The 23,597-nt window shown below is 43.3% G+C and carries 21 protein-coding genes, 1 tRNA gene and 1 pseudogene; 15 read left to right on the forward strand and 8 right to left on the reverse strand.

What is annotated here, in order from left to right:
• Positions 1–45: 45 nt before the first annotated feature.
• Positions 46–498 (forward strand): phage baseplate protein, encoded by a 453-nt coding sequence (locus RT064_RS08220; RefSeq protein ID WP_313062786.1) that lies wholly within the window; start codon positions 46–48, stop codon positions 496–498.
• A gap of 114 nt (positions 499–612) precedes the next feature.
• A pseudogene (locus tag RT064_RS08225) lies at positions 613–888 on the forward strand (sodium:solute symporter family transporter); the annotation flags it as partial.
• A 174-nt stretch (positions 889–1,062) separates the two neighbouring features.
• Here the strand turns inward: RT064_RS08225 and RT064_RS08230 are convergent.
• Positions 1,063–1,139, reverse strand: a tRNA-Met gene (locus tag RT064_RS08230).
• A 346-nt stretch (positions 1,140–1,485) separates the two neighbouring features.
• Between RT064_RS08230 and RT064_RS08235 the strand changes: the two genes are divergently transcribed.
• From RT064_RS08235 to RT064_RS08260, 6 genes are all read left to right on the forward strand, one after another.
• Positions 1,486–2,655 carry a PhoH family protein gene (locus tag RT064_RS08235; protein WP_313062787.1) on the forward strand — a complete coding sequence of 390 codons (1,170 nt, stop codon included), beginning with the start codon at positions 1,486–1,488 and terminating at the stop codon, positions 2,653–2,655.
• Positions 2,656–2,658: 3 nt separating this feature from the next.
• Positions 2,659–3,285: an rRNA maturation RNase YbeY gene (gene ybeY, locus RT064_RS08240; RefSeq protein WP_313062788.1), complete on the forward strand. Its 627-nt coding sequence runs from the start codon at positions 2,659–2,661 to the stop codon at positions 3,283–3,285.
• 8 nt (positions 3,286–3,293) lie between these two features.
• Entirely contained in the window at positions 3,294–4,388 is a 1,095-nt protein-coding gene (locus RT064_RS08245) for an asparaginase (RefSeq protein ID WP_313062789.1), read from the forward strand.
• Positions 4,389–4,449: 61 nt separating this feature from the next.
• The gene (gene truA / locus RT064_RS08250; RefSeq protein WP_248105557.1) at positions 4,450–5,256 is read left to right on the forward strand and encodes a tRNA pseudouridine(38-40) synthase TruA; all 807 of its coding nucleotides are present in this window, start codon (positions 4,450–4,452) and stop codon (positions 5,254–5,256) included.
• A gap of 128 nt (positions 5,257–5,384) precedes the next feature.
• Positions 5,385–5,606: a translation initiation factor IF-1 gene (gene infA / locus RT064_RS08255; RefSeq protein ID WP_007116282.1), complete on the forward strand. Its 222-nt coding sequence runs from the start codon at positions 5,385–5,387 to the stop codon at positions 5,604–5,606.
• 245 nt (positions 5,607–5,851) lie between these two features.
• Positions 5,852–7,297, forward strand: coding sequence for an outer membrane protein transport protein (locus RT064_RS08260; protein ID WP_313062790.1), 1,446 nt, complete (start codon positions 5,852–5,854; stop codon positions 7,295–7,297).
• Between the two features lie 134 nt (positions 7,298–7,431).
• Here RT064_RS08260 and RT064_RS08265 read toward each other — a convergent pair whose 3' ends face one another.
• Together RT064_RS08265 and RT064_RS11030 are read right to left on the reverse strand one after the other, a co-directional pair.
• Positions 7,432–8,547 carry an energy transducer TonB gene (locus RT064_RS08265; RefSeq protein ID WP_313062791.1) on the reverse strand — a complete coding sequence of 372 codons (1,116 nt, stop codon included), beginning with the start codon at positions 8,545–8,547 and terminating at the stop codon, positions 7,432–7,434.
• Positions 8,548–8,637: 90 nt separating this feature from the next.
• A complete protein-coding gene (locus RT064_RS11030; protein ID WP_313062792.1) occupies positions 8,638–8,850 on the reverse strand; it encodes a DUF2256 domain-containing protein in 213 nt (70 codons plus the stop codon).
• A gap of 234 nt (positions 8,851–9,084) precedes the next feature.
• Between RT064_RS11030 and RT064_RS08275 the strand changes: the two genes are divergently transcribed.
• Complete coding sequence (locus RT064_RS08275) at positions 9,085–10,632, forward strand: cryptochrome/photolyase family protein (RefSeq protein WP_313062793.1); 1,548 nt, start codon at positions 9,085–9,087, stop codon at positions 10,630–10,632.
• A gap of 124 nt (positions 10,633–10,756) precedes the next feature.
• Here the strand turns inward: RT064_RS08275 and RT064_RS08280 are convergent, their stop codons facing one another.
• Positions 10,757–13,246, reverse strand: a complete 2,490-nt coding sequence (locus RT064_RS08280) for a glucose/quinate/shikimate family membrane-bound PQQ-dependent dehydrogenase (protein WP_409519549.1) — start codon at positions 13,244–13,246, stop codon at positions 10,757–10,759.
• A gap of 512 nt (positions 13,247–13,758) precedes the next feature.
• Between RT064_RS08280 and RT064_RS08285 the strand changes: the two genes are divergently transcribed.
• From RT064_RS08285 to pncB, 4 genes are all read left to right on the forward strand, one after another.
• Positions 13,759–14,736, forward strand: coding sequence for a DUF1852 domain-containing protein (locus RT064_RS08285; protein WP_313062794.1), 978 nt, complete (start codon positions 13,759–13,761; stop codon positions 14,734–14,736).
• 49 nt (positions 14,737–14,785) lie between these two features.
• The gene (locus RT064_RS08290) at positions 14,786–15,841 is read left to right on the forward strand and encodes a methionine synthase (protein ID WP_313062795.1); all 1,056 of its coding nucleotides are present in this window, start codon (positions 14,786–14,788) and stop codon (positions 15,839–15,841) included.
• 20 nt (positions 15,842–15,861) lie between these two features.
• Entirely contained in the window at positions 15,862–16,368 is a 507-nt protein-coding gene (locus RT064_RS08295; protein WP_313062796.1) for a flavin reductase, read from the forward strand.
• Between the two features lie 88 nt (positions 16,369–16,456).
• Positions 16,457–17,653, forward strand: coding sequence for a nicotinate phosphoribosyltransferase (gene pncB, locus RT064_RS08300; RefSeq protein WP_313062797.1), 1,197 nt, complete (start codon positions 16,457–16,459; stop codon positions 17,651–17,653).
• A 103-nt stretch (positions 17,654–17,756) separates the two neighbouring features.
• On the opposite strand, the gene RT064_RS08305 is transcribed toward pncB, so the two are convergent.
• Together RT064_RS08305 and RT064_RS08310 are read right to left on the reverse strand one after the other, a co-directional pair.
• Complete coding sequence (locus RT064_RS08305; RefSeq protein WP_313062798.1) at positions 17,757–19,211, reverse strand: NAD-dependent succinate-semialdehyde dehydrogenase; 1,455 nt, start codon at positions 19,209–19,211, stop codon at positions 17,757–17,759.
• 328 nt (positions 19,212–19,539) lie between these two features.
• Positions 19,540–20,484 (reverse strand): alpha/beta hydrolase, encoded by a 945-nt coding sequence (locus RT064_RS08310; RefSeq protein WP_313062799.1) that lies wholly within the window; start codon positions 20,482–20,484, stop codon positions 19,540–19,542.
• 189 nt (positions 20,485–20,673) lie between these two features.
• Here RT064_RS08310 and RT064_RS08315 point away from each other — a divergent pair, with 189 nt between their 5' ends.
• Together RT064_RS08315 and RT064_RS08320 are read left to right on the forward strand one after the other, a co-directional pair.
• Entirely contained in the window at positions 20,674–21,120 is a 447-nt protein-coding gene (locus tag RT064_RS08315; RefSeq protein WP_313062800.1) for a BLUF domain-containing protein, read from the forward strand.
• A 160-nt stretch (positions 21,121–21,280) separates the two neighbouring features.
• Entirely contained in the window at positions 21,281–21,856 is a 576-nt protein-coding gene (locus tag RT064_RS08320) for a BLUF domain-containing protein (RefSeq protein WP_313062801.1), read from the forward strand.
• Between the two features lie 152 nt (positions 21,857–22,008).
• Here RT064_RS08320 and RT064_RS08325 read toward each other — a convergent pair whose 3' ends face one another.
• Together RT064_RS08325 and RT064_RS08330 are read right to left on the reverse strand one after the other, a co-directional pair.
• Positions 22,009–22,581, reverse strand: a complete 573-nt coding sequence (locus tag RT064_RS08325) for a BLUF domain-containing protein (protein WP_313062802.1) — start codon at positions 22,579–22,581, stop codon at positions 22,009–22,011.
• Between the two features lie 252 nt (positions 22,582–22,833).
• Positions 22,834–23,574 (reverse strand): hypothetical protein, encoded by a 741-nt coding sequence (locus RT064_RS08330; RefSeq protein ID WP_313062803.1) that lies wholly within the window; start codon positions 23,572–23,574, stop codon positions 22,834–22,836.
• Positions 23,575–23,597 lie beyond the last annotated feature (23 nt).

Genomic DNA, 23,597 nt, shown 5'->3' on the forward strand with positions numbered 1-23,597 from the left:
TCTAACCGCTAATTTGGTTCTATTTTTAGGTTTACACAAAAATTCTTGCAATCTCAGTTTGCACAACAAGGTAGCCGAATCCTTGCTGTGGAGAATCGAATCTACGAAGATACTAAAGTTGGTGATGTCTTTGTTACCACTACTCATTTCGATACGTCTGCTCAAGTTGCAATACATAAAGGATATGGCACGTGGGAACGTGAGGCAGAAGGTCGTAGTATCGTGGGTTACTCAAGTAAAACGGATAGCCCAGAGTGGACTAAAACTAACGGAAATATATTTGGTGAATATGATCACCAGCTAAAAATAGATGAGATACCCAAACATGATTTTGAAATCAAATTTGTAAGTGGAACTATTGGAGGAACTGGCAGCCCTGCCACTGATAGTTCAAGTAATGCGCCACCTAATTTAAGAACCAATACTGTGGGTGGCGACAAAGCACATAATAATGTACAGCCTTCTAAAGTTTATAATGTCTGGAAGCGTATTGCTTAGTTACTCTAATATAAATTAAAAAACCCGCTTTTAATGGCGGGTTAAGTCTAAAATAAATTACAAATTAGTCTAAAATAAATTACAAATTAGTCTAAAATAAATTCGCAAATTACAGCTTGGGCAGGGTTTGGCGCGGCGTTTGGTCCTGTGGTGTTGATGTCATTATTTTGGCGACGTATGACTGGCACAGGCGCGTTGGCGGGTATGCTTGTAGGCGCGTTGACGGTCATCGCTTGGAAACCATTAACCGGTAGCAGTCTATATGAAATCGTACCAGGCTTTATTTTAGGCATGATTGCCATCTATGTGGTGTCGCTGTTAACGCCAGCGTCTGACAAAGTCATGGCACGTTTTGATGATGCCGATAAAGCCTATAACAATGCTCGTTAATATTGGATGCCAATTTAAATAGTAATTTAAATGACAAAAAGGGTGATACAGCTATTGCCCTTTTTTTGTTTTTTTATTGTCAAATGAAAAACAACAAAAAAGCCAAACATCAAAATGCTTGGCTTAGCAAAATACGGGGCTTGTCAAAATAGCGTGCGTTAAGTTATTTGCAAATGGTGGCGATGAAGAGACTTGAACTCTTGACCTCACGATTATGAGTCGTGCGCTCTAACCAGCTGAGCTACATCGCCATGTTTAGCAAATTTGCAGGATTTAGGCAGAATTTTGAAACTATTTCTTGCCTGTCATGGGGTGCATATTATGCGTATTTAACCCTATGTCGTCAAGCATTTTGTCACATTTTTTTTCATTTTCTCAAAATTTAATTTTTTGCCTGTCGTGGCTGAGCATTGCCCCACTGTTGACTTCAAAATCACTTGAAATGACAAAAACCCGTGAACGTCACTTGAATTTTTGCATATATTTACCATAATAGTATCAACGTGCCAAAATATTATATTGGTTACTGTCATACTCCCCTAATCTCTCAATCTTATGATTTATCACAACTATAAAAACCCATAAAAGGAAGCACTCTTGAGCGATACCATCAGCAGAACGGTCGATTTATCATCTCTAAAAACCCATCAACTCAAAACCCTGTTGGGCGAATACAATAACCACATTAAGTACCTTGAACATCGTCTGTCAGTCCACATTCACCAACGCAAAACCGATTTTGTGATTTCAGGTGAGCTCGATTCAGTCACGCGTGCTGAGCGTATTTTGGTACAGCTTGCCGATGAAGCACAAAGCAACGACGTCATCTCGCCAGAAGATTTGCACCTGCTCGTGCAAACGAGTTTCAGCCGTGAGCAAGATTTAGCGCTAGAAAATGATGCCGCTAGCGCAAATGGCAGCGAGCGCGCTGATAGCACTGAATTCACCCCGATTAGTTTGAGAACCCGTAAAGGAAAAATCATCCCACGCGGTTACAACCAACAGCAATATGTCAAAAAAATCTTACTCTCTGATGTCTCGTTTGGCGTAGGTCCTGCAGGGACGGGTAAGACTTACTTGGCGGTGGCTTGTGCGGTGGATATGCTAGAGCGCAATGAGATTGAGCGTATTTTGCTGGTGCGCCCTGCGGTAGAAGCAGGGGAAAAACTGGGCTTTTTACCGGGGGATTTGACCCAAAAAATTGACCCTTACCTACGCCCACTTTATGATGCTTTATATGAAATGCTAGGTTTTGAAAAAGTGGCAAAACTGATTGAAAAACAAGTCATTGAGGTAGCACCCCTCGCTTACATGCGCGGTCGTACCTTAAATAATTCGTTTGTGATTTTGGATGAAGCACAAAATACCACCCCTGAGCAGATGAAAATGTTCTTGACTCGTTTGGGTTTTGGCTCCCGGGCGGTCATCACGGGCGATATGTCACAGGTGGACTTACCTCGCGGCACCAAGTCAGGCTTGCGACATTCGCTAGAAATTCTGGCGGATATTGAAGAAATTCATGTGACGCGGTTTGATAGTAAAGATGTGGTACGCCATCAATTGGTTCAAAAAATCGTGCAAGCCTATGATAAATACGATGAAGCGCAAGAAGCGATTAAAGAAGCCAAAAAGCAATCGCGCCTACTTGAACAAAGCCAAGCACAGTCGCAAGCAGCAAGCTTGGCTATCGGGGTGACGGATAACAACGCCCCGATTGATAAAGCTCCGATTGATAACACACCCATTGATATAGGTATCGCAGAGTAGCTTATGTCATCAGCTTTGCCAACCCAAATTGATTTAACAGCTGATTTAGCTGGCGCTGTGCCGCAAGCGCCGCTTAGTCAAGTGCCGATGAATCAAGTGATAATTAGTTTTGCAGAAAGCTTAATTGAACTGCCAACTTTTGGCGAACTTGAAGCCTTGTACCAACAAGACAAGATTGCCGCTATTTTGAAGCAAGTGCTGCAGTATTTTCAAACCCATCAAGACACTGCCGAAATACCTAGTCAACTGGGTGAATTTATCTTTCAAAAAACCGTTGAATTAGAAATTTATGTCACGGAGCCTGTGGAAGCTCGCGCCATCAATTTTGATGCGCGTGGCAAAGACTACGCTACCAATATTTTATCCTATGCCAGTGAATTGCCTGAAACTGTACTAGAATTACTGCCCGCACTGCCGCTAGGTGAACTAGTGATTTGTCATGCGGTGGTGGTCAGTCAAGCCGCTGAGCAAGGCAAGACCATTGAGCAGCATCTGACCCATTTGCTGGTGCATGGGATGCTGCATTTGCTAGGTTTTGACCATGAACTTGGGCAAGCTGAGCAAGATGAAATGGAAGCGATTGAAATCGCTGTCCTTGATAAGTTATCCGTTGCCAACCCTTATGAGTAAAATTTCAATTGAGTAAATCTATCACCAAATCAGGTATTGGCATTATCTACGCGGGCGGCACTTTTGGCAGTCATGGCAAACCGCTTGCCAGCTTAGATGCTGATATTTTTTTACCTGTGTTATCACAGATACTACAAACCCATTTTGCCACCTACCCAAACCATGCACACGACCCTGTGGATTGGCGAATATTGGATAATGATGTCATTAAAGACAGTAGCCAGTTAACGCCTGCCGATTTTGCGCATTTTTATCAATTGATACTACAAGCCATTGGGCAAGGGCTTCGCCAATTTGTGGTACTAACAGGCACGGATACGCTCAGCTACCTCGCGGCTTTTTTGGCAGAGTGTTTTGCGGGTAGTCATATCAGTATTGTGGTGACAGGCGCAATGAGACCTTTGCTTGATAGCAATGTGTTAACCGATTACCGCATCGACGCGCAGAGCGATGCCACGCAGAATTTATTTGATGCTTGCAAATTAGCCCGTCATGGTGAGCCTGGGGTGCGGGTGTGTTTTTCTGGTGAAGATTGGCCTGCCCAAACTGTACAAAAAATTCATAGCCATGATTTAATGGCGTTTGTGGGGCACCACCGTGCTGGTTATCCCGCCAATAGCTATACCGCAAAAATCACTCAGGCTCAGCATCAACTGTGGCTAGAAGATCGGTTGAGTCAATTGCCGCAAGTCTTTGACGGTTTATCCCATGCCAATATTGCCACACTTTATTTGACGCCCGTGGATACGCATTTGCTCGCCACTCGCTTGGATAATTTATTGTCTGAAAAACCAGATGCCATCATTATTTTGGCATTTGGTGCAGGCAATGTGCCGTATGCCGAATCCATCAAAAACCAATTATTACAGGCGAGAAAACAAGGCTGTCTGGTTGCAGTGACCACCCAATGCGCGTATGGCGGCGCCAGCCAAGCGTATGAAGCGGGGGCATGGCTGGCTCAATGTGAGGTTTTGATGACGGGACGATTGACCTTACCTGCGATATTTGCGCGTCTGCTTTGGTTGATTGGCAGTTATGATACCCCTGCTCGCCGCCGTCAGCGCTGGGCGCATTGTCTAAAAGATACCCACAGCGTCGCCTAATAACTGATTAGTTGTTATACTAGGCTTTTTTATCGTATGTTTTGGAAAAATTGGCTTTTTTATGACTGTAAATACTTATGCGATCAGCATTGAATTTATTGGTACTCGCTATCGCGGCTGGCAACGACAACAAGAAGTTGATAGTATTCAGCAGCATGTTGAAGCAGCGTTATCAAAGATAGCCAATGAACCCATAGAAGTCATCGCTGCAGGTCGTACTGATGCCGGTGTCCATGCGTCAAATATGATAGCCCATTTTCAGACCAGTGCCACGCGTCAGCCTTATAATTGGCTGCGTGCCGCAAATTCTCTACTACCTGATGATATTGCGGTGCGCTGGATACAAGTGATGCCCGCTGAGTTTCATGCGCGCTTTTCTGCCATTGCTCGACGCTACCGCTATATTACCCTCAACCACCCCTTTCGACCTGCGATACTCAATCAGCAAATTACCCATGAATACGCCCCGCTTAATGTCCAACTGATGCAGCAGGCAGCGACCTATCTGGAAGGCACCCATGATTTTACCAGTTTTCGTGCCGCTTCCTGCCAATCTAATCAGCCTGTCCGCCATGTCCATTTTGCCAAATTAATTCAGCATGGTGAGCTGTTGGTACTGGATATCCAAGCCGATGGTTTTTTGCATCACATGGTGCGAAATATTATGGGTACGTTATTTGAAATTGGGCGCGGTGAAAAGCCAGTCGCATGGATGGAAGCACTGCTACTTAGCAAAAACCGGTCACTTGCGGCAGCAACCGCCGCTGCCGATGGGCTGTACTTTATCAATGCGCTGTATCCACCCCAATTTCAATCACTGTTGCCGGTAACAAGGCTATCCCCTATTTGGCTAAATTTGGCTGAATAAGGACGCGATGCACGCAAATCTTTTAGCTGTTTTTTTTCAATTGATTGATTTAGGGGTTAAAAGTTGCGATAACACACGCATCAGCGTATAATCTACATTTATACATTTGACTCATAGATATAGGTATTATGGCAAAAAAAGACGATGTAATTGAATTTGAAGGCGAAGTGGTCGATACTTTACCTAACACATTATTTAAAGTGCGTTTAGAAAATGGGCATGAAATTATTGCGCATATTTCTGGAAAAATGCGTAAGAACTATATTCGTATCTTAACAGGCGATAAAGTTAAAGTTGAAATGACACCTTACGACTTATCGAAAGGACGTATTACTTACCGCGGTCGATAGTTGTTTAGGCACATATAGTCAGTAAAAAGAGGGTGTTAACTCATTGGGTTAACACCCTCTTTTTTTCGTGACTGCTCAGGTCAATAAATTCTTACAAAAATGTGATTCTATGGTTGTCAATTGTTAAAATTTTGATTATTCTTTGACTGACGAAAGGAAGGTATTACGTCAATTTTAATTTACCGATAAGTTTTTGTTAAATTAGATGTTAGACGTGATGATTAAAATCAAACAGGGAGCTTCACATGTCATTTAAAATTTCTTCTCTTGCGCTAGCTGTTGCTACGCTTTCTACTGTTTCTATCGCAAACGCCGCAGGTCTAGACCGCTCTACCCAACCAAGCTGGGCTTTTACTGAGGAAGGTACTTTTGCCTATGTTGAGCACATTGCTATCGATCCAACAATCGAGGGTAAAGATAACAAAAACGTTGCGACAACTGACGCAAACTTTACCGCTGGTCGCAATGTCCCTGATATGGCGGATGATTACCAGTTTTTAAATTTTGGCGCAAAAGCCGATGTCAATGATACCGTCAGCATAGGGGCATTTTTTGATCAACCTTGGGCAGCCGATGTTGAGTTTTCTGGCGATAACAACTTTGTTGGCACGCCAACAGCAATCATAGCATCCAATACTGCTACTGTTTATAGTGGTGCAACTCAGCTGTTACAAGCTATTAATCCTAATGCGACTGCTGTTACTTCTGCTGCTGATTATACTAATGCTGTTAATACTGTACAAAACACTATTAACTATTTAAATAGTGTCGGTCAAACAACCCAAGCCACTGCACTAGCCGATGGTTTAACAGCATTACAAACTGGCGCAGCAAAAGCTAGCTTTGTAAACAATAATTTATCTCAAGTTACAGGTGCAACCAATGTTTCTATCAGCAGCCAAAATTTCACAGGACTGTTGGCGGTAAAACTGGGTGAAAAGAAAAACATTCAAATCTATGGTGGTCCTACGATTCAGCGTTTAGAAGGTGATGTCCACTTACGTGGTAACGCGTATGGTGCTGCTTCAGGATATGATGCTAGTATTGCTCGTAACACTGACTATGGTTGGATGGCTGGGATTGCTTATTTAAAACCTGAAATTGCCCTCAAAGCCGCGTTAACCTATCGCTCTGAAATTGACCACGATGTCACTATGACGGAAAATCTTCCTGCACTTGGTGCGATTGGTGTAAGTAATGAAATCACTATCACCACGCCAAAATCTGTTAATTTAGATTTCCAAACAGGTATCAATCCAACAACCCTTTTAACCGCAAAAGCACGTTGGGTTCCTTGGAGCGATTTTGCAATTAAACCAAAAATTTTTAATGCAGCAGCAATAGCTAGTGGAAATGGTGACCTTAATTTGGTTGATTATTCTAAAGACGCTTGGACTGCTGAAGTCGGTCTAGGTAAGAAGCTATCGCCACAATTAGCTATTTCGGGCGCTGTGGGTTATGACTCAGGTGCAGGCAATCCCATCACTTCTCTAGGACCTGTGGAAGGTAACTGGAATGTGGGCTTGGGCGCAAAATACAATTTGACACCTGAATGGGCTGTCTCAGGCGGCGTTAAATACTTAATGTTTGGTGATGCCAAAGCGAACCTACCTGATGGTAGCATTGTTGGCGATTTCAAAGACAATGATGGCTGGGTATACGGCGTACGTTTATCCTACCAAAAGAAATAAGCTAACTTTCAATAACATGAAAGCCAATCTGTTCATCAGATTGGCTTTTTTTATGTGTCTAGGTAATCAATTGTTACACAGTAAGCCCTTCATGATTATTACATAGGTGCCGCTTCAACGACATATTGTATGGTTTAATTTGCAAGATTGGTCAGTGCTATGGTGAGATTACCAATGCTTGGTACCGTGACGCCATTGGCTTTTTTTGGGTAAAGTTTGGCTTTTTGCACTTGTTGGCAAATAAACTTATCCACCTCTGGATCACCCGATGTTTGCGTAATCCTGCATTTTTCCACGCCACCTTGGGCATTGACATTGAGTTTTACTTGCAGGCTTGATAGCTGCTTTAGTGTCACAATACGGGATAAATTGGGTGGTAACTGGGTGTTAGGTCTTTTCTGCCAACTTGCCTCCGCATTGCCAAAGGTGATGGGTGTTGCTGGTTTTGGTGACGAATTAACAGCGGGGATAGCTGAAATAACTGGGCTAACGGGCCGATTTGGCGTTTTTTTTATTTGAGAGCGCATCGAGTCTTTAGATGATTTAGCAGATGATTTAGCACGCTCATCGTGAGTTATAGGTTTTAAAGCATTATCGGTATTGGTATGGCTTTGGTTGGTAGTAGCTGATTTGATAGTAGCTGAGTTGGATTGAGTAAGAGATTGGCTAGTGTTTGAACTTATTTTGCGTTCTATTTGCGACCCTTGCTGTTGTTCATATTTGGCGTTATTTTCACGCACGTTCAGTAATGGATGGCTAAGAATATCTTGTGATTTTTTTTGGGGTTGAGTTTGGCTTTGACTTGTTTTAGATAACGAATTTTTAGGTTGACTGGCTTTTTTTTGGTTAGCCGAATTATCCATCGTTGGTCTGAGTTCGATTGGCTTGTGGCTACTATTTTTTGCTGGGTGATTCACCAGTTTAGCGGGTGTAGGGTTTGGTGTTGGGAACGGTTTTTCCTGAATATCAGCCGCTTGTGTGTTATCGCTAGGATAAAATTGTTTGACAGGGTCTACATGATGGATAACCACAGGCTGTGTTTGTGAATGGTATGTCTGTGAGGGGTGAGGCTTCAGCTGGATAAAGCTAATTTCGAGCGGCTGTGTGGTTTGCGGTTTGATTTTTAATGGCGTTTGGTACTGAAAAAATAGATATAGCAGCAGCCCATGCAACGCAGTAACAATGCCAACTACCGCTACCCTAATATATAGTTTTGACGATTTGTTATCGGATGATGGGGTAGATAGCATAACAGGGGAATCGCTTGATGCACACTTTAATGATGGGAGATGATATTGCCATCTTAATACAATTGTGCCATAAATCAAATAGTTAGTTTGCTATTTGATTTTAGGTGCACCTGTCATTAATGAGTTTTTAGCGTTATTTTTTAATTTGCTGCTACGGCTATTACCTTGACAGCGCTTTGAGCAATAAATGACATTCACCCAATCTTTTTCCCATTTTTTTCGCCAAGTAAATGGACGCTGACACACTGGGCAGATTTTGCTGGGTAAATCAGATTTTTTAACGGTTTTATTAGAATTTTTCATTATCCCTTTCTATAAATTTACTTAATCTCTGGCCATTTAAGGCGCGTACATCTATGAGCCATTATCTATTTTAGTTTAGTTGACTTTTTATGTGGGTCATTGCACATTTTTGCAACAGCATGAGTGGTGTTTTACCGTCATGATAGCGCAATAAACCTGAAAAAATGACTTGGGAAGCCAAGCCTTTGTTGACATAATACCCTAATGATAAACTGTTGTATTGGGCTAAAGATAATGAGCAGCAAAACAAACTTGATGTGGTTTCGCCAAGATTTGCGCACCTTTGACAATACCGCTTTTGCGGCTTGCTGTGAGCATGCACGGCAAAACCATGCTGGCGTCATAGCGGTGGTTTATTTAACACCCAAGCAATGGCAATCACACCGCAAATCGCTGTGGCAAATTGACTTGATACTGCGGCAAATCCGCGCACTTGAGCAGAGTTTATCTCAGTTAAATATTGGTATCATCGTGAGAGTGGTGGATGATTTTGCCTTGCAGGCGATGGATGTGCTTGAGCTTTGCCAGCAGCTTTCTATAAGCCATTTATTTGCCAATCTGGAGTACCCGGTTAGTGAAGTTGGCCGCGATCAGTATATTGCCCAGCAGGCGCAGTCGTTGGGCATAGTTACCCAATGGTTTGATGATAGTCAGGTGATTGCCCCTCAGCGTATCGTCACCGACAAAGGTATGCCGTACAAAGTTTTTACCCCTTTTTACAAGCGTTGGCTTGCGCTGATTGAAACTGGGGGCTTAACCCTATCGCCCACCCCTGCTGTAATGGCTATAAATACCACACAACTTACCAAAGACAGCCGCAATACCAATATCAATATCAATCACCATATAACGATTGATGCATTTTATCGTGCTTATCTTACCCCCACCGCTGCGCTTGATAAACAGCTCAATCACGTGGGTAAGTTAGCACAATTGTTATACCCTGCCGGTGAAGTGGCTGCCCAATCACGACTGGATGATTTTTTAAAAAACCATATCGCTGATTACAATACCGCCAGAGACGTGCCCGCTTTGAATAATCACTTGGGTGCGACCAGTCGTTTATCACCCTATTTGGCCATCGGTATGCTATCGCCCAGATTATGCTATCTCAAAGCCAGACAAAGGCTGAACGGTCAGCAAGGACTGGGCAGCGAGAAAGACATTATGCGCTGGATTAGCGAGCTGGCTTGGCGCGATTTTTATTATGATGTTATGGTTAACCGTCCAGATATCGTTAAAGGCAAGGCGTTTTTGACCCCACTCGATGAATCTGTGGCTTGGCGTTATGACCTAGCTGACTTTGAAAGCTGGTATCAAGGCAACACCGGTGTACCGCTAGTAGATGCAGCGATGCGCTGTCTCAATGCTACAGGTTTTATGCACAATCGGCTGCGTATGGTGGTGGCGATGTATCTGAGCAAAAACCTATTGATTGATTGGCGTTGGGGTGAGGCGTATTTTATGCAGCATTTGGTAGATGGTGATTTTGCCAGTAACAATGGCGGATGGCAATGGTCAGCTTCCGTCGGTACCGATGCCCAACCTTATTTTCGGGTCATGAATCCATTTAATCAGGCGGCAACACATGACCCTGACGCCAGCTATATTCAACACTGGTTACCCGAGCTTGCAACAGTGCCAGCTAACATCATCAACGATGAGCAAAAACTACAAACTTACCTAACACAACATCCTCACATCGCCTATCCAAAGCTTGCCACACCAACAAAAGTTTCACGAGCGATAGCAATTGAGGCGTTTAAAAAACCAGTTGAGTAATTGCTATCGTTAAGTGTTGTTTAATTGCTGATATAAATTATGACTAAATACACTGCCCACTTAATCTAGGATCATAAAAAAACCACGTTAAAGTGTTAACGTGGTTTTTTTAAAACATTTATGACTAATCGGGTAACGCATAGGCAACCATGTAGTCACCCATCTTGGTGCCAAACGAGCCATGCCCGCCTGCCATGATGACCACATACTGTTTGCCATTAATCTCATAAGTCATTGGCGTGGCTTGCCCACCAGCCGGCAAACGTGCTTCCCAGAGTTTATTGCCGTTGCTGACATTAAAGGCACGGATATAATTATCTTGGGTCGCCGCGACAAACATCACATTTCCTGCGGTCGAAATCGAACCACCCAGTCCGGGTACACCGATTTTTAATGGCGGTAACTGCATCAGTTTTGGTAAGCTATCGCGGATAGTACCGATACGTTTTTTCCACACGATTTGATGCGTGGTCAAGTCCACCCCTGCCACATAGCCCCAGCCAGGTTGTTTACAAGGTAATCCGACAGGCGATAAGAAAGGTTTGATTTCCACACCATAAGGCGCACCATACATAGGCTGGATGCCTTGTTCAGTGCCTGCGCCTTTTTCTTTTTGTGGACGGTTAGGATCTTGTGGGATCAAAGTACTAACGAAAGGTAACGCTAAAGGATTCATCACCGCGACTTGGCGATCGGGATTGACGGAAATACCGCCCCATTCAAATACCCCTAAATTGCCTGGGAAAACCAAGGTACCGTTTTCTGACGGTGGCGTATAGATACCCTCATAATTGAGTGATTTAAAATACGCACGGCAATATAATTGGTCAAACATGGTCGCGCCCCACATATCTTTATCCTGTAGCGGATTTGGTGGCGCAAGGTTTAACTCAGAAAATGGCTGAGTGGCAGCGTATTTTTCACCTTTGGTTTGGTTACCGCGTTTGACCGTTTGTGGCACGGCACGTTCTGTCACCGGTACCACAGGTTTACCAGTACGGCGGTCAAGGACAAAAACATTGCCCGTTTTGGTGGTGACATAGACCACAGGCGTGGTTTTGCCCGTTTGGTCGGTCAATTCTGCAATGGTTGGCTGCGACGGTACATCCATATCCCACAAGTCGTGATGCGTGGTCTGGAAGCTCCAAAGCACTTTACCTGTGGTGCCATTGAGCGCGACAACCGAGTTGGCAAAACGCTCTTGTAGTCGGTCACGATTACCGCCCCAAATATCTGGCGTACCAACACCGACAGGCACGTATACAACGTCGGCTTGGCTATCATATGCAAGCGGCGCCCACGCATTTGGCGAGTTGTGTACAAATTTTTGCCCAGGTGCTGGGATAGCGTTGGGGTCTTCTGCGCCTGTGTCAAACACCCACATCAATTTACCGGTATTAACATCATAGCCACGGATAACGCCCGAAGGCTCTTTGGTAGAGAGGTTATCAGTCACAGACCCACCAATAACAATCGTCGTCCCTGTCACTACAGGCGGTGACGTTGGGTTATAGCCACCGGGATATGGGTATGGCATATCTTGTTGTAGATTGACTTCACCATTGGTACCAAAATCGCTACAACGTTGACCCGTATCGGCATTGACGGCGACTAAGCGACCATCATTGACCGGCAAAATAATTTTACGCGGGCAAAGCGCCGATTTGGTTTGGCGCGCTTGCAAACTGGCAGCATTTTTACTGACATTGGCGTCATCGTGATACGATACCCCACGGCAAGTCAAATGTTGGAAGGTTTTGTCTGATTTGAGTTTCGGATCAAAGCGCCATTTTTGTTTACCTGTGGCAGGGTCAAGCGCAATCAAAAACTGATGCGCGGTACAAAAATATAAGGTATTATTGACTTTAAGCGGGGTGACTTCGTTGGTGGTTTCCCCAGAATCATTGGCGGTTTTAAAGTCGCCAGTACGAAACGTCCACGCTTCTTTAAGATTTTTGACATTGCTATCGTTAATTTGGGTCAAAGGTGAATAGCGTGTACCTTCAGGCGTACGTCCATAATCGGTCCAATCGCCAGGAGCAATACCTGCCAGTGGTTTTGGCGTAGGCTGCGCGCGGGTGATAGTACCGTTGATTTCTTGGGGGTCATGAAAAGCGGCATAACCCATCAACGCAAAAATTGATAGAATGACTAAGCCTAAGCCATGTCGAACCGGGGTTAGCCAAGTATGATCAAATAACGTTGCTTTAGGCGTTGATGATGGATATGCAGAGTTAATTGGCTGATGAGATTTAACATAGCGGGTAATATGTGGTAACCATAGCCAAATCCCCATAAAGGTTAAAATATCAAGTCTAGGTGCGAGTGCCCAAAAATCGCTGCCCACTTCCCATAACGACCATACCGCTGTCACAACCAATAAGGCAGCAAACAGCCACAGCGCCAATGCAGCGCGTTTTTTAAGTAACACCGCCGTAGCTAATATCCAAAGACCTGCTACTAAGTAGTACCACGAGCCGCCCAAACTAATGAGATAAATCCCGCCAAACAATAATACAAAGCCTATAATGGCAAAAATCGCCATGGTGATATAGGGTGGTTTTACCGTATTGATTGCTGACGAGGGTATATTTTGATGATTGCTTATTGTCATATCACCCTCCTTATTTTCCCGTGATTATAGAGCGGGCTATTCAACCTTTAATGCTACAGACTTGTAGCGTAATGTTGGTAATTGGTAAGTTAACCTTTCTAATGACTAATTACTTGTTTTATACCTACAAAATTTATTACTTTGTTGCATAAATTATTTTTTAACTATCAACTTTTATTGAATGTGCAAAACTTCTAACAAAGTTAATTTTCGTCAACTTCAAAAAATAGACAGTATCACTAGCTTCGCTAAATCTATGTTAGGGAATTTTGACATCGCTAATACCAAATCTCAGTGCTGCCAATAAAAAACGATTAGACACTCTGCTAGCCGTTTTTTATTCAAGAAAAAACCTAAAATGAATAAAATTCATCATTTTTAAATTTTAATTCGTTTTAATTCATCTTTATTTTAGCGTATAACTGTCTTTGTACTTTTAGCAGTAACGATTTTTAGTAATCGTATGGTGCTAAAAGAAAATTTTTTGCGCGACTGTTACGGAGATTATAGACATGACTTTACCGATTGATTGTCATATCAAAACCATTGCATTTGATGAAAACTACCAACCTGCCAAAGATACTAGGCTGACTACCAACTTTGCCAATCTGGCACGCGGGGAACACCGCGAGCAAAACTTACGCAATACCCTGCAAATGATTAACCATCGATTTAATGACTTGGCAAATTGGGACAATGTGACTGGCGACCGCTATCAGGTCGAGCTTGAGATTGTCTCTGCCAATCTTGAGATAGCGGGTACGGGAGACAGCTTTCCGGCTATTGAGATTTTAAAAACCGTTATCTTTGACACCCAGACCCAGCAGCGAATCGATGGCATTGTGGGGAACAGTTTTTCTTCCTATGTGCGCGATTATGACTTTAGTGTATGGTTATTGGCGCATAACAAAAACCAGCCATCGTTTAGCGTGCCCGAGCGGTTTGGGGATTTGCATGGCAAGTTATTTGATTGTGTGCTGAACTCGCCTGCCTATCGTGAGCAATTTAACAAACCCCCGGTGATTTGTCTCAGTGTGTCGACCACCAAGACTTATACCCAAACTGCCAATTGTCATCCGATTCTGGGCACTGAATATGTACAAGACGCGTATTCGCTAACGGATGAATACTTTAGCAAAATGGGGTTATCGGTGCGTTATTTTATGCCGCCAAAATCAGTGGCGCCTTTTGCGTTTTATTTTAAAGGTGATTTGCTCAACGACTACACCAACCTTGAGCTTATTAGCGCGATTAGCACGATGGAAACGTTCCAAAAAATTTATCGTCCTGAGATTTATAACGCCAATACCGTGGCAGGTCAAAGTTATCAACCCAGTTTAAATCATCAAGATTATTCACTGACCAAAATCGAGTATGACCGTGAAGAACGTAGCCAGCTGGCGATTCAACAAGGTCAATACACAGAAACCCACTTTATCAAACCCTATCAAACCTTATTACAAAATTGGTTAAATTCCCAAGTAGCTTAATAAGTCGCTTAAGCAGTTTTGCTGACACCAAACAATTAAAGAGAAAACAATGACGACACTTTTTCCAACATCAACGGCAGGTAGCCTACCTAAACCAAGCTGGCTTGCTGAACCTGAACAACTTTGGTCACCTTGGAAGCTGACAGACAGCGCGCTTGTCCAAGGCAAACAAGACGCGTTATTAGTATCATTGCAGCAGCAACTAGCGGCAGGCATTGATATAATGAGTGATGGTGAGCAAACCCGCCAACATTTTGTCACCACCTTTATTGAGCATCTAGATGGGGTTGATTTTGCCAATCGCGCTACGGTAAAAATTCGCAATCGCTATGAAGCCAGTGTGCCGACTGTGGTGGGTGCTGTGTCGCGCCCGCAATCGGTATTTGCTGAGGACGCCAAGTTTTTACGTCAGCACACAGACAAACCTATCAAATGGGCGCTGCCTGGACCCATGACCATGATTGATACCTTAAGTGACCAATACTACGGCAGCCGCGAAAAACTGGCTTGGGAATTTGCCACCCTACTCAACCAAGAAGCCAAAGAACTCGAGGCGGCAGGGGTTGATATTATTCAATTTGATGAGCCTGCCTTTAATGTATTTTTTGATGAAGTTAATGATTGGGGCATTGCGGCACTCGAACGTGCTATCGAAGGGTTGAAATGTGACACTGCCGTCCATATCTGTTATGGTTATGGTATCAAAGCCAATACCGATTGGAAACAAACCTTGGGCAGTGAATGGCGACAGTATGAAGCCATCTTCCCCAAACTACAACAATCGGCGATTGATATGGTGTCGCTAGAATGTCAAAATTCGCGCGTACCGATGGAACTTATCGAATTGATTCGTGGCAAAAAAGTGATGGTGGGCGCGATTGATGTGGCAACGCATCAGATAGAAACGCCTGAACAAGTGGCAGCAACGCTGCATAAAGCCTTGCAGTTTGTGGATGCTAAAAATTTGTACCCTTGTACCAATTGCGGAATGGCGCCGCTCCCCCGTCATGTGGCACAAGGCAAACTGTTTGCCTTAGCACAAGGCGCCAAGCTCGTCCGAAATGACTATTTAGCCACGCATCAATTGGACAACCTAATAATTTAAAAAGTAATTTGGAAAAAACAATGGTTGAAGTTACTGATTTTAGAAATGCCATGTCGATGTTATCGGCTGCGGTCAATGTGGTCACTACCGATGGCCCTGCGGGTCGTCATGGCTTTACTGCATCGGCGGTGTGCAGTGTAACCGATACCCCACCAACCTTGCTGGTATGCATGAATACCGCCTCACGCTCGTATGAATATTTCGTGCAAAACAAGGTATTGGCGGTGAATGTGCTGGCTGATCATCATGCACCATTATCTGCGGTTTTTGCATCAAAACTCGAAGCGCAAGCGCGCTTTGAGCATGGCACATGGCATACCTTGATGACCCAATCACCGATTTTGGACAATGCGTTGGCGAGCTTTGATTGCCAAATCGAGCAAATCCAAGAAGTCGGCACACACGGGATTTTTATTTGTCGTATCGAAGCCATACAACAAGGCAAAGACCAGACAGGCTTGGTGTATTTTAACCGTGAATACCATGCCGTCAATAAAATTAAAGTCGAAACGCCCAGCCAACCATAATGCCAAGCACCGAGTCAGATTTTGTACAATCTAAACGATTTAATGCTAAAGTAGTCACTCACATCGATAGTTACAGAATTTAGGATGAGTGATGGCGATTATTAAGTCTTTGTTGGACACGGATTTATACAAATTTACCATGCTACAAGTGGTGCTACACAAGTTTCCACAGACGCATAGCGTATATGCGTTTCGCTGTCGCAACCTTGAAGACACCACCTATCCCCTATCAACGCTACTCGATGAAGTCAATAGCGAACTCGATGCGCTTTGTGAACTGCGTTTTACAGCCGATGAGCTACAATACCTTCGTGGTCTACGCTTTATCAAAAGTGACTTTGTTGATTATCTGGAATTATTTCAACTCAAACGGCGTTTTATCAAAGCAACCCTTGATGCCGAAGGTCGGTTAGACATTCGTATTGAAGGTCCGATGATTCAGGCAATGATGTTTGAAATCTTTGTGTTGGCGATTGTCAATGAACTGTATTTTAGTCACCTTGACCAGCAATCGGCTTGGCAAGTCGGTGAACAACGGCTAAACGATAAAATCATACTGTTACAAGACTATCGTCGCCAAATGGCGGCTTATGACGTTCCGTTTTTGCTATCAGATTTTGGTACGCGTCGACGTTATAGTGTTGCTTGGCAAGAGCAAGTGATTGAGCGGTTGATGACAGTGCCGGAAATATTTCGCGGTACGAGCAATGTGTATTTTGCCAAACAGTTCGGTATCACCCCAATTGGCACAATGGCACATGAATTTCTGCAAGCGTTTCAGGCACTCGATGTGCGCTTGCGTAATTTCCAAAAAGCGGCACTCGAAGCTTGGGTTCAAGAATATCGAGGTGACTTAGGTATTGCGTTGACAGACGTAGTCGGGATGGACGCTTTTTTACGCGATTTTGACTTGTATTTTGCCAAACTATTTGATGGGCTGCGTCATGACAGTGGTGACCCGTATGCATGGGGCGAAAAAGCCTACGCGCACTACCAAAAACTCAAAATCAACCCAAAAACCAAAATGTTAAATTTTAGCGATGGCTTGACGTTGCAGAAGGCGTGGGCGCTGTACTTGCATTTTAACGACCGTTTTCAGCTTGGGTTTGGTATCGGGACTCACTTGACCAATGATATGGGGCAAACACCGCTCAACATCGTCCTTAAACTGGTTGAATGTAACGGGCAATCGGTTGCCAAAATATCCGACAGCCCGGGCAAAACTATGACTGATAACGATACCTTTTTGGCATACCTGCGCCAAGTATTTGATATCGCTGAGTAAAAATTCTAAAGCGCTAATTGCAAAAACCAATAAGCTGAACCATCGCGTTCAATCTCACGCCCAATCATGGCAATGTATGCCATGAACTTGGACGATTTAACTATTATTGCACATCAATACACCAATATTTGGTAGTCACATAGTCTTCAATCCCATACTTTGAGCCTTCACGCCCAAAGCCTGATTGCTTCACACCCCCAAATGGTGCGACCTCCGTGGATAACAGACCTGTGTTTTGGGCGACCATGCCGTATTCAAGCCCCTCACACACTTTCCACGAACGCGCAACGCTTTGGGTGTAAAAATACGCCGCTAGTCCATAAATCGTGTTGTTGGCATGGGCAATCACTTCATCATCGCTATCAAACACAAACACGGGCGCAATCGGACCAAAAATCTCTTGGCTGGCGATGTCCATGTCATCGGTAATTCCCGTGATAACAGTTGGTTCAAAGCTTAAATCTGACGCGCTGTGTTTCTTTCCACCGGTTACCACGGTCGCGCCTTTGTTCACCGCATCTGCAAGTAACTGCTCGACTTTGTCCAGTGCACCTTGGTTGATGAGCGGACCGATATTCACGCCCTCTGTCATACCATTACCGACTTTTAGTGCTTCGACTTTTTGTTTAAAGATGGCTAAAAATTTATCCTTGATGCTTGATTGCACATACACGCGATTGGCACACACGCAGGTTTGTCCGGCATTACGGTATTTGGATGCAATGAGCCCACTTGCCGCTTTTTCTAAGTCGGCATCATCAAAGACGATAAAGGGCGCATTGCCACCAAGTTCCATTGAGAGTTTTTTGACCGTGGAGGCGCATTGTGACATCAGCACGCGACCAACTTCCGTAGAGCCAGTAAATGACAATTTATGGATACGTTCATCTTGGGTGAGCACTTCACCAATCACTGAAGATTTACCGGTGACGATTTGTAGCAAGCCTGCAGGTAAGCCTGCACGTATGGCAAGTTCGCCCAGTGCTAATGCGGTCAAGGGTGTTTCAGTGGCAGGTTTGACAATTATGCTACAGCCAGCGGCTAAGGCAGGGGCAACTTTGCGGGTAATCATGGCGGCGGGAAAATTCCAAGGGGTAATCGCCGCACATACGCCAATGGGTTGTTTTAACACCACGTAGCGTAGGTCTTTGTTGGTGCTAGGGATGATGTCGCCATAGATGCGCTTGCCTTCTTCGGCAAACCAACGGATAAAGCTATTGGCATAGCCGATTTCACCGCGTGATTCGGTCAGTGGTTTGCCTTGTTCGGCTGTCATGATGGTCGCCAAATCTTCTTTATTTTGGTCGATTAAATCCGCCCAGTTGTTTAAAATAGCTGCGCGCTCGTTGGCGGTTTTTTGTGCCCAGTCTGTTTGTGCTTTGTGGGCGATGGCAACAGCGTCGATGACTTGGGATTTTTCTAGGCTAGGTATGGTGGCAATCACTTGGTTGTCAAATGGATTGGTGACATCAATGGTAGTACGATCCGTTGCATCTACCCATTGGTTGTCAATGAGGGATTTGGTTTGCAGTAATGAGGAGTCTTTAAGTGGTAGCATCAGGATGTCCTGTTCGTTATGTTGTTATGAGGATATTGAAAACTTTTTTATGATAAGCAGGTCAATGCCGTTTATTATAAGCGCATAGCAGCTACCTGCAATAGCGTCATTATGTTGCAGCAGCTGTCTAGGCAGTAAAAATTGCAGTAAACATTGGATAAAAAATTGGATAAAAATACAAACCGAGTCGGTTACATCAACTCGGTTGTGATTCTTTCATCGCATTTGAGGCTACTGTCTTAGCAGCGGTATGCCTTAGATTGCGTTAGTCGCTAAAATTTGCCGCCACTTTAAATTTTGTCTTGAAAATTTTTGTTGGAAATTTTTCTCACTGCGCTGTTGGCAAATGCCGCTGCATAAAATCATTGACCTTGTTAAAGGTGGGATAAAACGATTGTAACGGTGTCGCCAGTCCAATGACGATGCCTGCATGAGTGGCAGGAACTTGCACCCGTTCCACGTTGCCGCCTGCTTGGGTCAGCGCTTTTTGTAGGCTATCAGCATTTTGTGGGTACACAATCATATCTTTACTGCCTGTGACCAACAAATGCGGGGGTACATTTTGGCGGATATGATACACAGGCATCACTTGCTGGCGGGTGCTATTGGCTGGAAAGGCAACTTTAGTAGTGCCGCTACGAAAATCATAATCATACGGACCTGCTAGTCCAATCACGCCTAATATTGCCTTGTTGGGAATGCCGGTGGTTGTCCAAAAGCGGCTATCATCCACCGCAGATACCACATTAAACGCCCCTGCAGAATGCCCCATGACAAACAGCTGATTAGGATTGCCCCCATATTGGGTGATATTGCGATACACCCACCCCATGGCGCTGGCTGTATCGAGCACATAATCTGGGAATACGTTTGCAGGGGCTAAGCGATAATCCACCACCACTGTGGTGTAGCCCGACTTGGCAAACTGCTTACCGACAAAGCCATAGGTTTGGCGTTTGCCATGTTGCCAGCTGCCCCCGTATACAAATATCAACACAGGGTGACGCTGACCGTCTGCAGGGGTATAAATATCGAGTTGTTGGCGAGCATCTGTGCCATAGGCAATGTTTTTGATGGTTTTAATACCATTTGATACCGTGCTAGTGCTATCAGCTTTTGCGGCGATGGGTGCGTTTTTTGTCGCCATGGCATGACAACCTGTCAAACTTAACCCCACAATGGCTATAACCGCAGCAGCCCCAAGTTTGTATTTATTCAAGCGGACGGTGGCGGATGACGGGTGTTTTGTAGCGTGGCTAGATGAATTTGGCATAGGTTTCTCTTTTTTAAGGTTTTTGCTTTTTTAAGCAATTACGTTTTTAAGTCAGGATGTTTTTAAGTCAGGACGTTAAATTTGAAATTATTAAATATTTATGTAACAGAATGGCTTTTTGTTAAGTATAATCGCTTATAAGCGTTAATCAAATGCCTGCTGTAGTGAATTGGTAACAGCGGTAACCCTATGTTGGATATCGTTATGTGTAATGCTAGTTATTATTTAACTTACACCAGTACAATCACCCTACTAGGCGCGATTAATCCGTTTACTTTCAAAACTATCGAGGGGATTTCTAGGCAAAACAATCATACCCAACACATCACGGGATTTTTGCTATTCAAACATGGGCATTTTTTTCAATATTTGGAAGGGGATATGGCATTGGTCACTCACCTGTACCAAGATTTACTTAAAGATTATCGCCATAAAAATTTAAAAATAATTACCGAGGATTATCGAGAACAGCCGCGGTTCAAAAAATGGGATATGTACTGTATTGACATTGATAAGGATGTGAATAATTTATCCATTAGCCGACTATTTCAAGCGTTTAACCCCACCGATTGGCAGTCATCGGAAGTGAACGAGCTAATCACAGATATGCAAACACAGCATCATAAAAATAATTAAATTTTTCACCCTAAAAAAATTTATAAACTTCAATTTATTTTTGTATGAATTAAAGGTTATACTTTAGTTTTAATAAAAATGCTAAATTAATAATAACATTAAAAAATTATTATGCTACACTCAAAGTAACATATAAAGAGTATGGCTGAGGAGTTCTACGATGATGTCTCCCCCTACTTACTACCTGACTTATACCAGTTCGCTTACTTGGTCAGCCGCTTTAAAGCCCAGCACATTTACCCAGATTTATCAAAGTGCCAGAGATAATAATCAAAAAACAGGCATCATGGGTTTTATCCTATTCAAAGATGGTCGCTTTCTGCATTTTATGGAAGGTAGTGAAATGTATATAGCGAATTTGTACCTCGCTATCACCCATGATAAACGCCACCATAAAATTCATCTTATTCATCAAGGTACGACCCCCGCTAAACGCTTTAAGCAATGCGATATGCTATGTGTGACACCGGGCATATCCCATACAACCCCAGTGATTAGCGAGCTGTTAGCAAAGTTTGAAACCTACCAATGGCAGACCGAACAGGTCGAGCAATTACTCAATGATATGGTCGCATTCTATGAGCGCGATGATGCTGATATTGCGCCCTACCAAGTCAAAGCCGGAAGCTATATCGGCGCCATCATCAAACACCATGTCAAAAAACACCTTTTTTTCATGCTTACCGTCATCACGGTTCCATGGTTGGTGATATTTATGTTGCTAATTGAGCTGTAAATTTTTGCCAATCTGAAGTAAAAAAGGCTAACCATCAAACGTTGCGCAAGGTAACGACGCGGTTTTAAACTCAATTTTTCCGCCGTCTTTATTGGGTATTTGGTAATCGTCACTGTCGGTTTATACCCTATCGCGTTAATCAATGGTTAATTTTAATGGTTGCTTTTTAAAAACAATAAACTGATGAAAAACATACCTAATATCAGCAGTTGAATGATTAAATATTTTTTGTTCTGTCCCATAAAGCGGCGATAAACCACCGAGAAAAAACTGCCTGTTTGGGGCGTCATGCCAAGCAAATGGTTTTTTGCCATTAGTGACATCACTTCATGTACGTGAGCTTGGTTCCAATGATAAATATCAAAGTCGTACACCATATCTGGAAGATTAAGCAGTTCAAGGGTTTGCGTTTTTTCATCCATGTTATAACAATTCATCAACCATTGCTGATAATAGCGTTTTTCTAGCTGTCCCTGGTCTAACACCACTATCTCTTTATGTCGTCGGTCTTGCTTTATCCTGTCAAATAATTGCTCGCAGAGCGCTTTTTGACCTTCAATATACTGCAAAAATTTGCCATCCTTAAACAATAAAAACCCCGTAATATGATGTTTTTGATTGTTGGACTGGGCTTGCTCACGAATATCAGTGAATAAATTGTGGTCAAAAATTTGGGTCAAATTTATTTTACTGGCGTACACATAATACTGAATTTGATGATTCATGACATTTTCCGAAAATTTGTGAGGGAAGCCAGTTGCAATAAATTTTCATCGGTTAAAAAAAGCTTAATCTTATGACACCTAGAATTGGGCTCATAAAATTAAGCTAGAATACAGCATCAAGCACAGTGCTAAACGCTCTAAAATGGACTTGGAAATAAAATGGACTGGGAACTTGCCATTTAGCATCTTTAGGTCTGCATAAAAATTGTACTATGATACTGTCAATCCGTATTATTTTATACAAGTGGCATTCTACATAAATTTTTCAACCAAAGATACGTCAAACTTGGCTTTGGTAATCTTGTTTGCCTGCGCCAAAGCAATATCTGCATCAGTAGGCCCCGCCCATTGACACGCTTGCTGATAAAATAACGATAAGATAGTTCTAAATCCTGCTGTATCCGCATCGTTCAACGACATTGTCAACGCACTTTGTTTATCGCCACCAAAAAACTGATCAAAAAAGTGAATCATGGTTAAGGTTAAAGCCTGATGGGTTTCTGCCTTGCGACCTAATAGCCCAAAACCACGGGATTTTGATGAATGATCATGCTGATGAATCGTCTGCTTGACACTGTCTAAAATTTGGCTGCCCAATAATGGTGAAAATTGCGCCGTAAAACTATCAATCAGTAACTCAAAGGCGGCTATTTGGCTAGATATTGGGTCAGGTTGTTGGTTAGAGATAGCTATTTGACTGGGTGATGGGTGAATTACTGGACTATTTTGCCCCAAATCAGGGATATCATGGGTCATCGGTTGGGGGTTGGCTGCACCCATTTGATAATCACTCAGCGCTTTCATCAAACTTCGACGGATATTTGAGCGATATTCTTTGGTTTCGTTGTCTTGCGTAATTTCATGGACAAAACGCTGGATTTGGTAAGGCGTAATATCGGCATAATCTTTATGAAAGATGTCCATGGCTTTACGTATATCAGCATCTTTTAAAAACGGTGTTAACGCAGATTTGATAGTAGCTTCTTTGTTCATGACGGTGCCAAATATTTAAAGTT

Source organism: Moraxella sp. CTOTU49097 (assembly GCF_032064105.1).
Lineage (GTDB): Bacteria > Pseudomonadota > Gammaproteobacteria > Pseudomonadales > Moraxellaceae > Faucicola > Faucicola osloensis_B.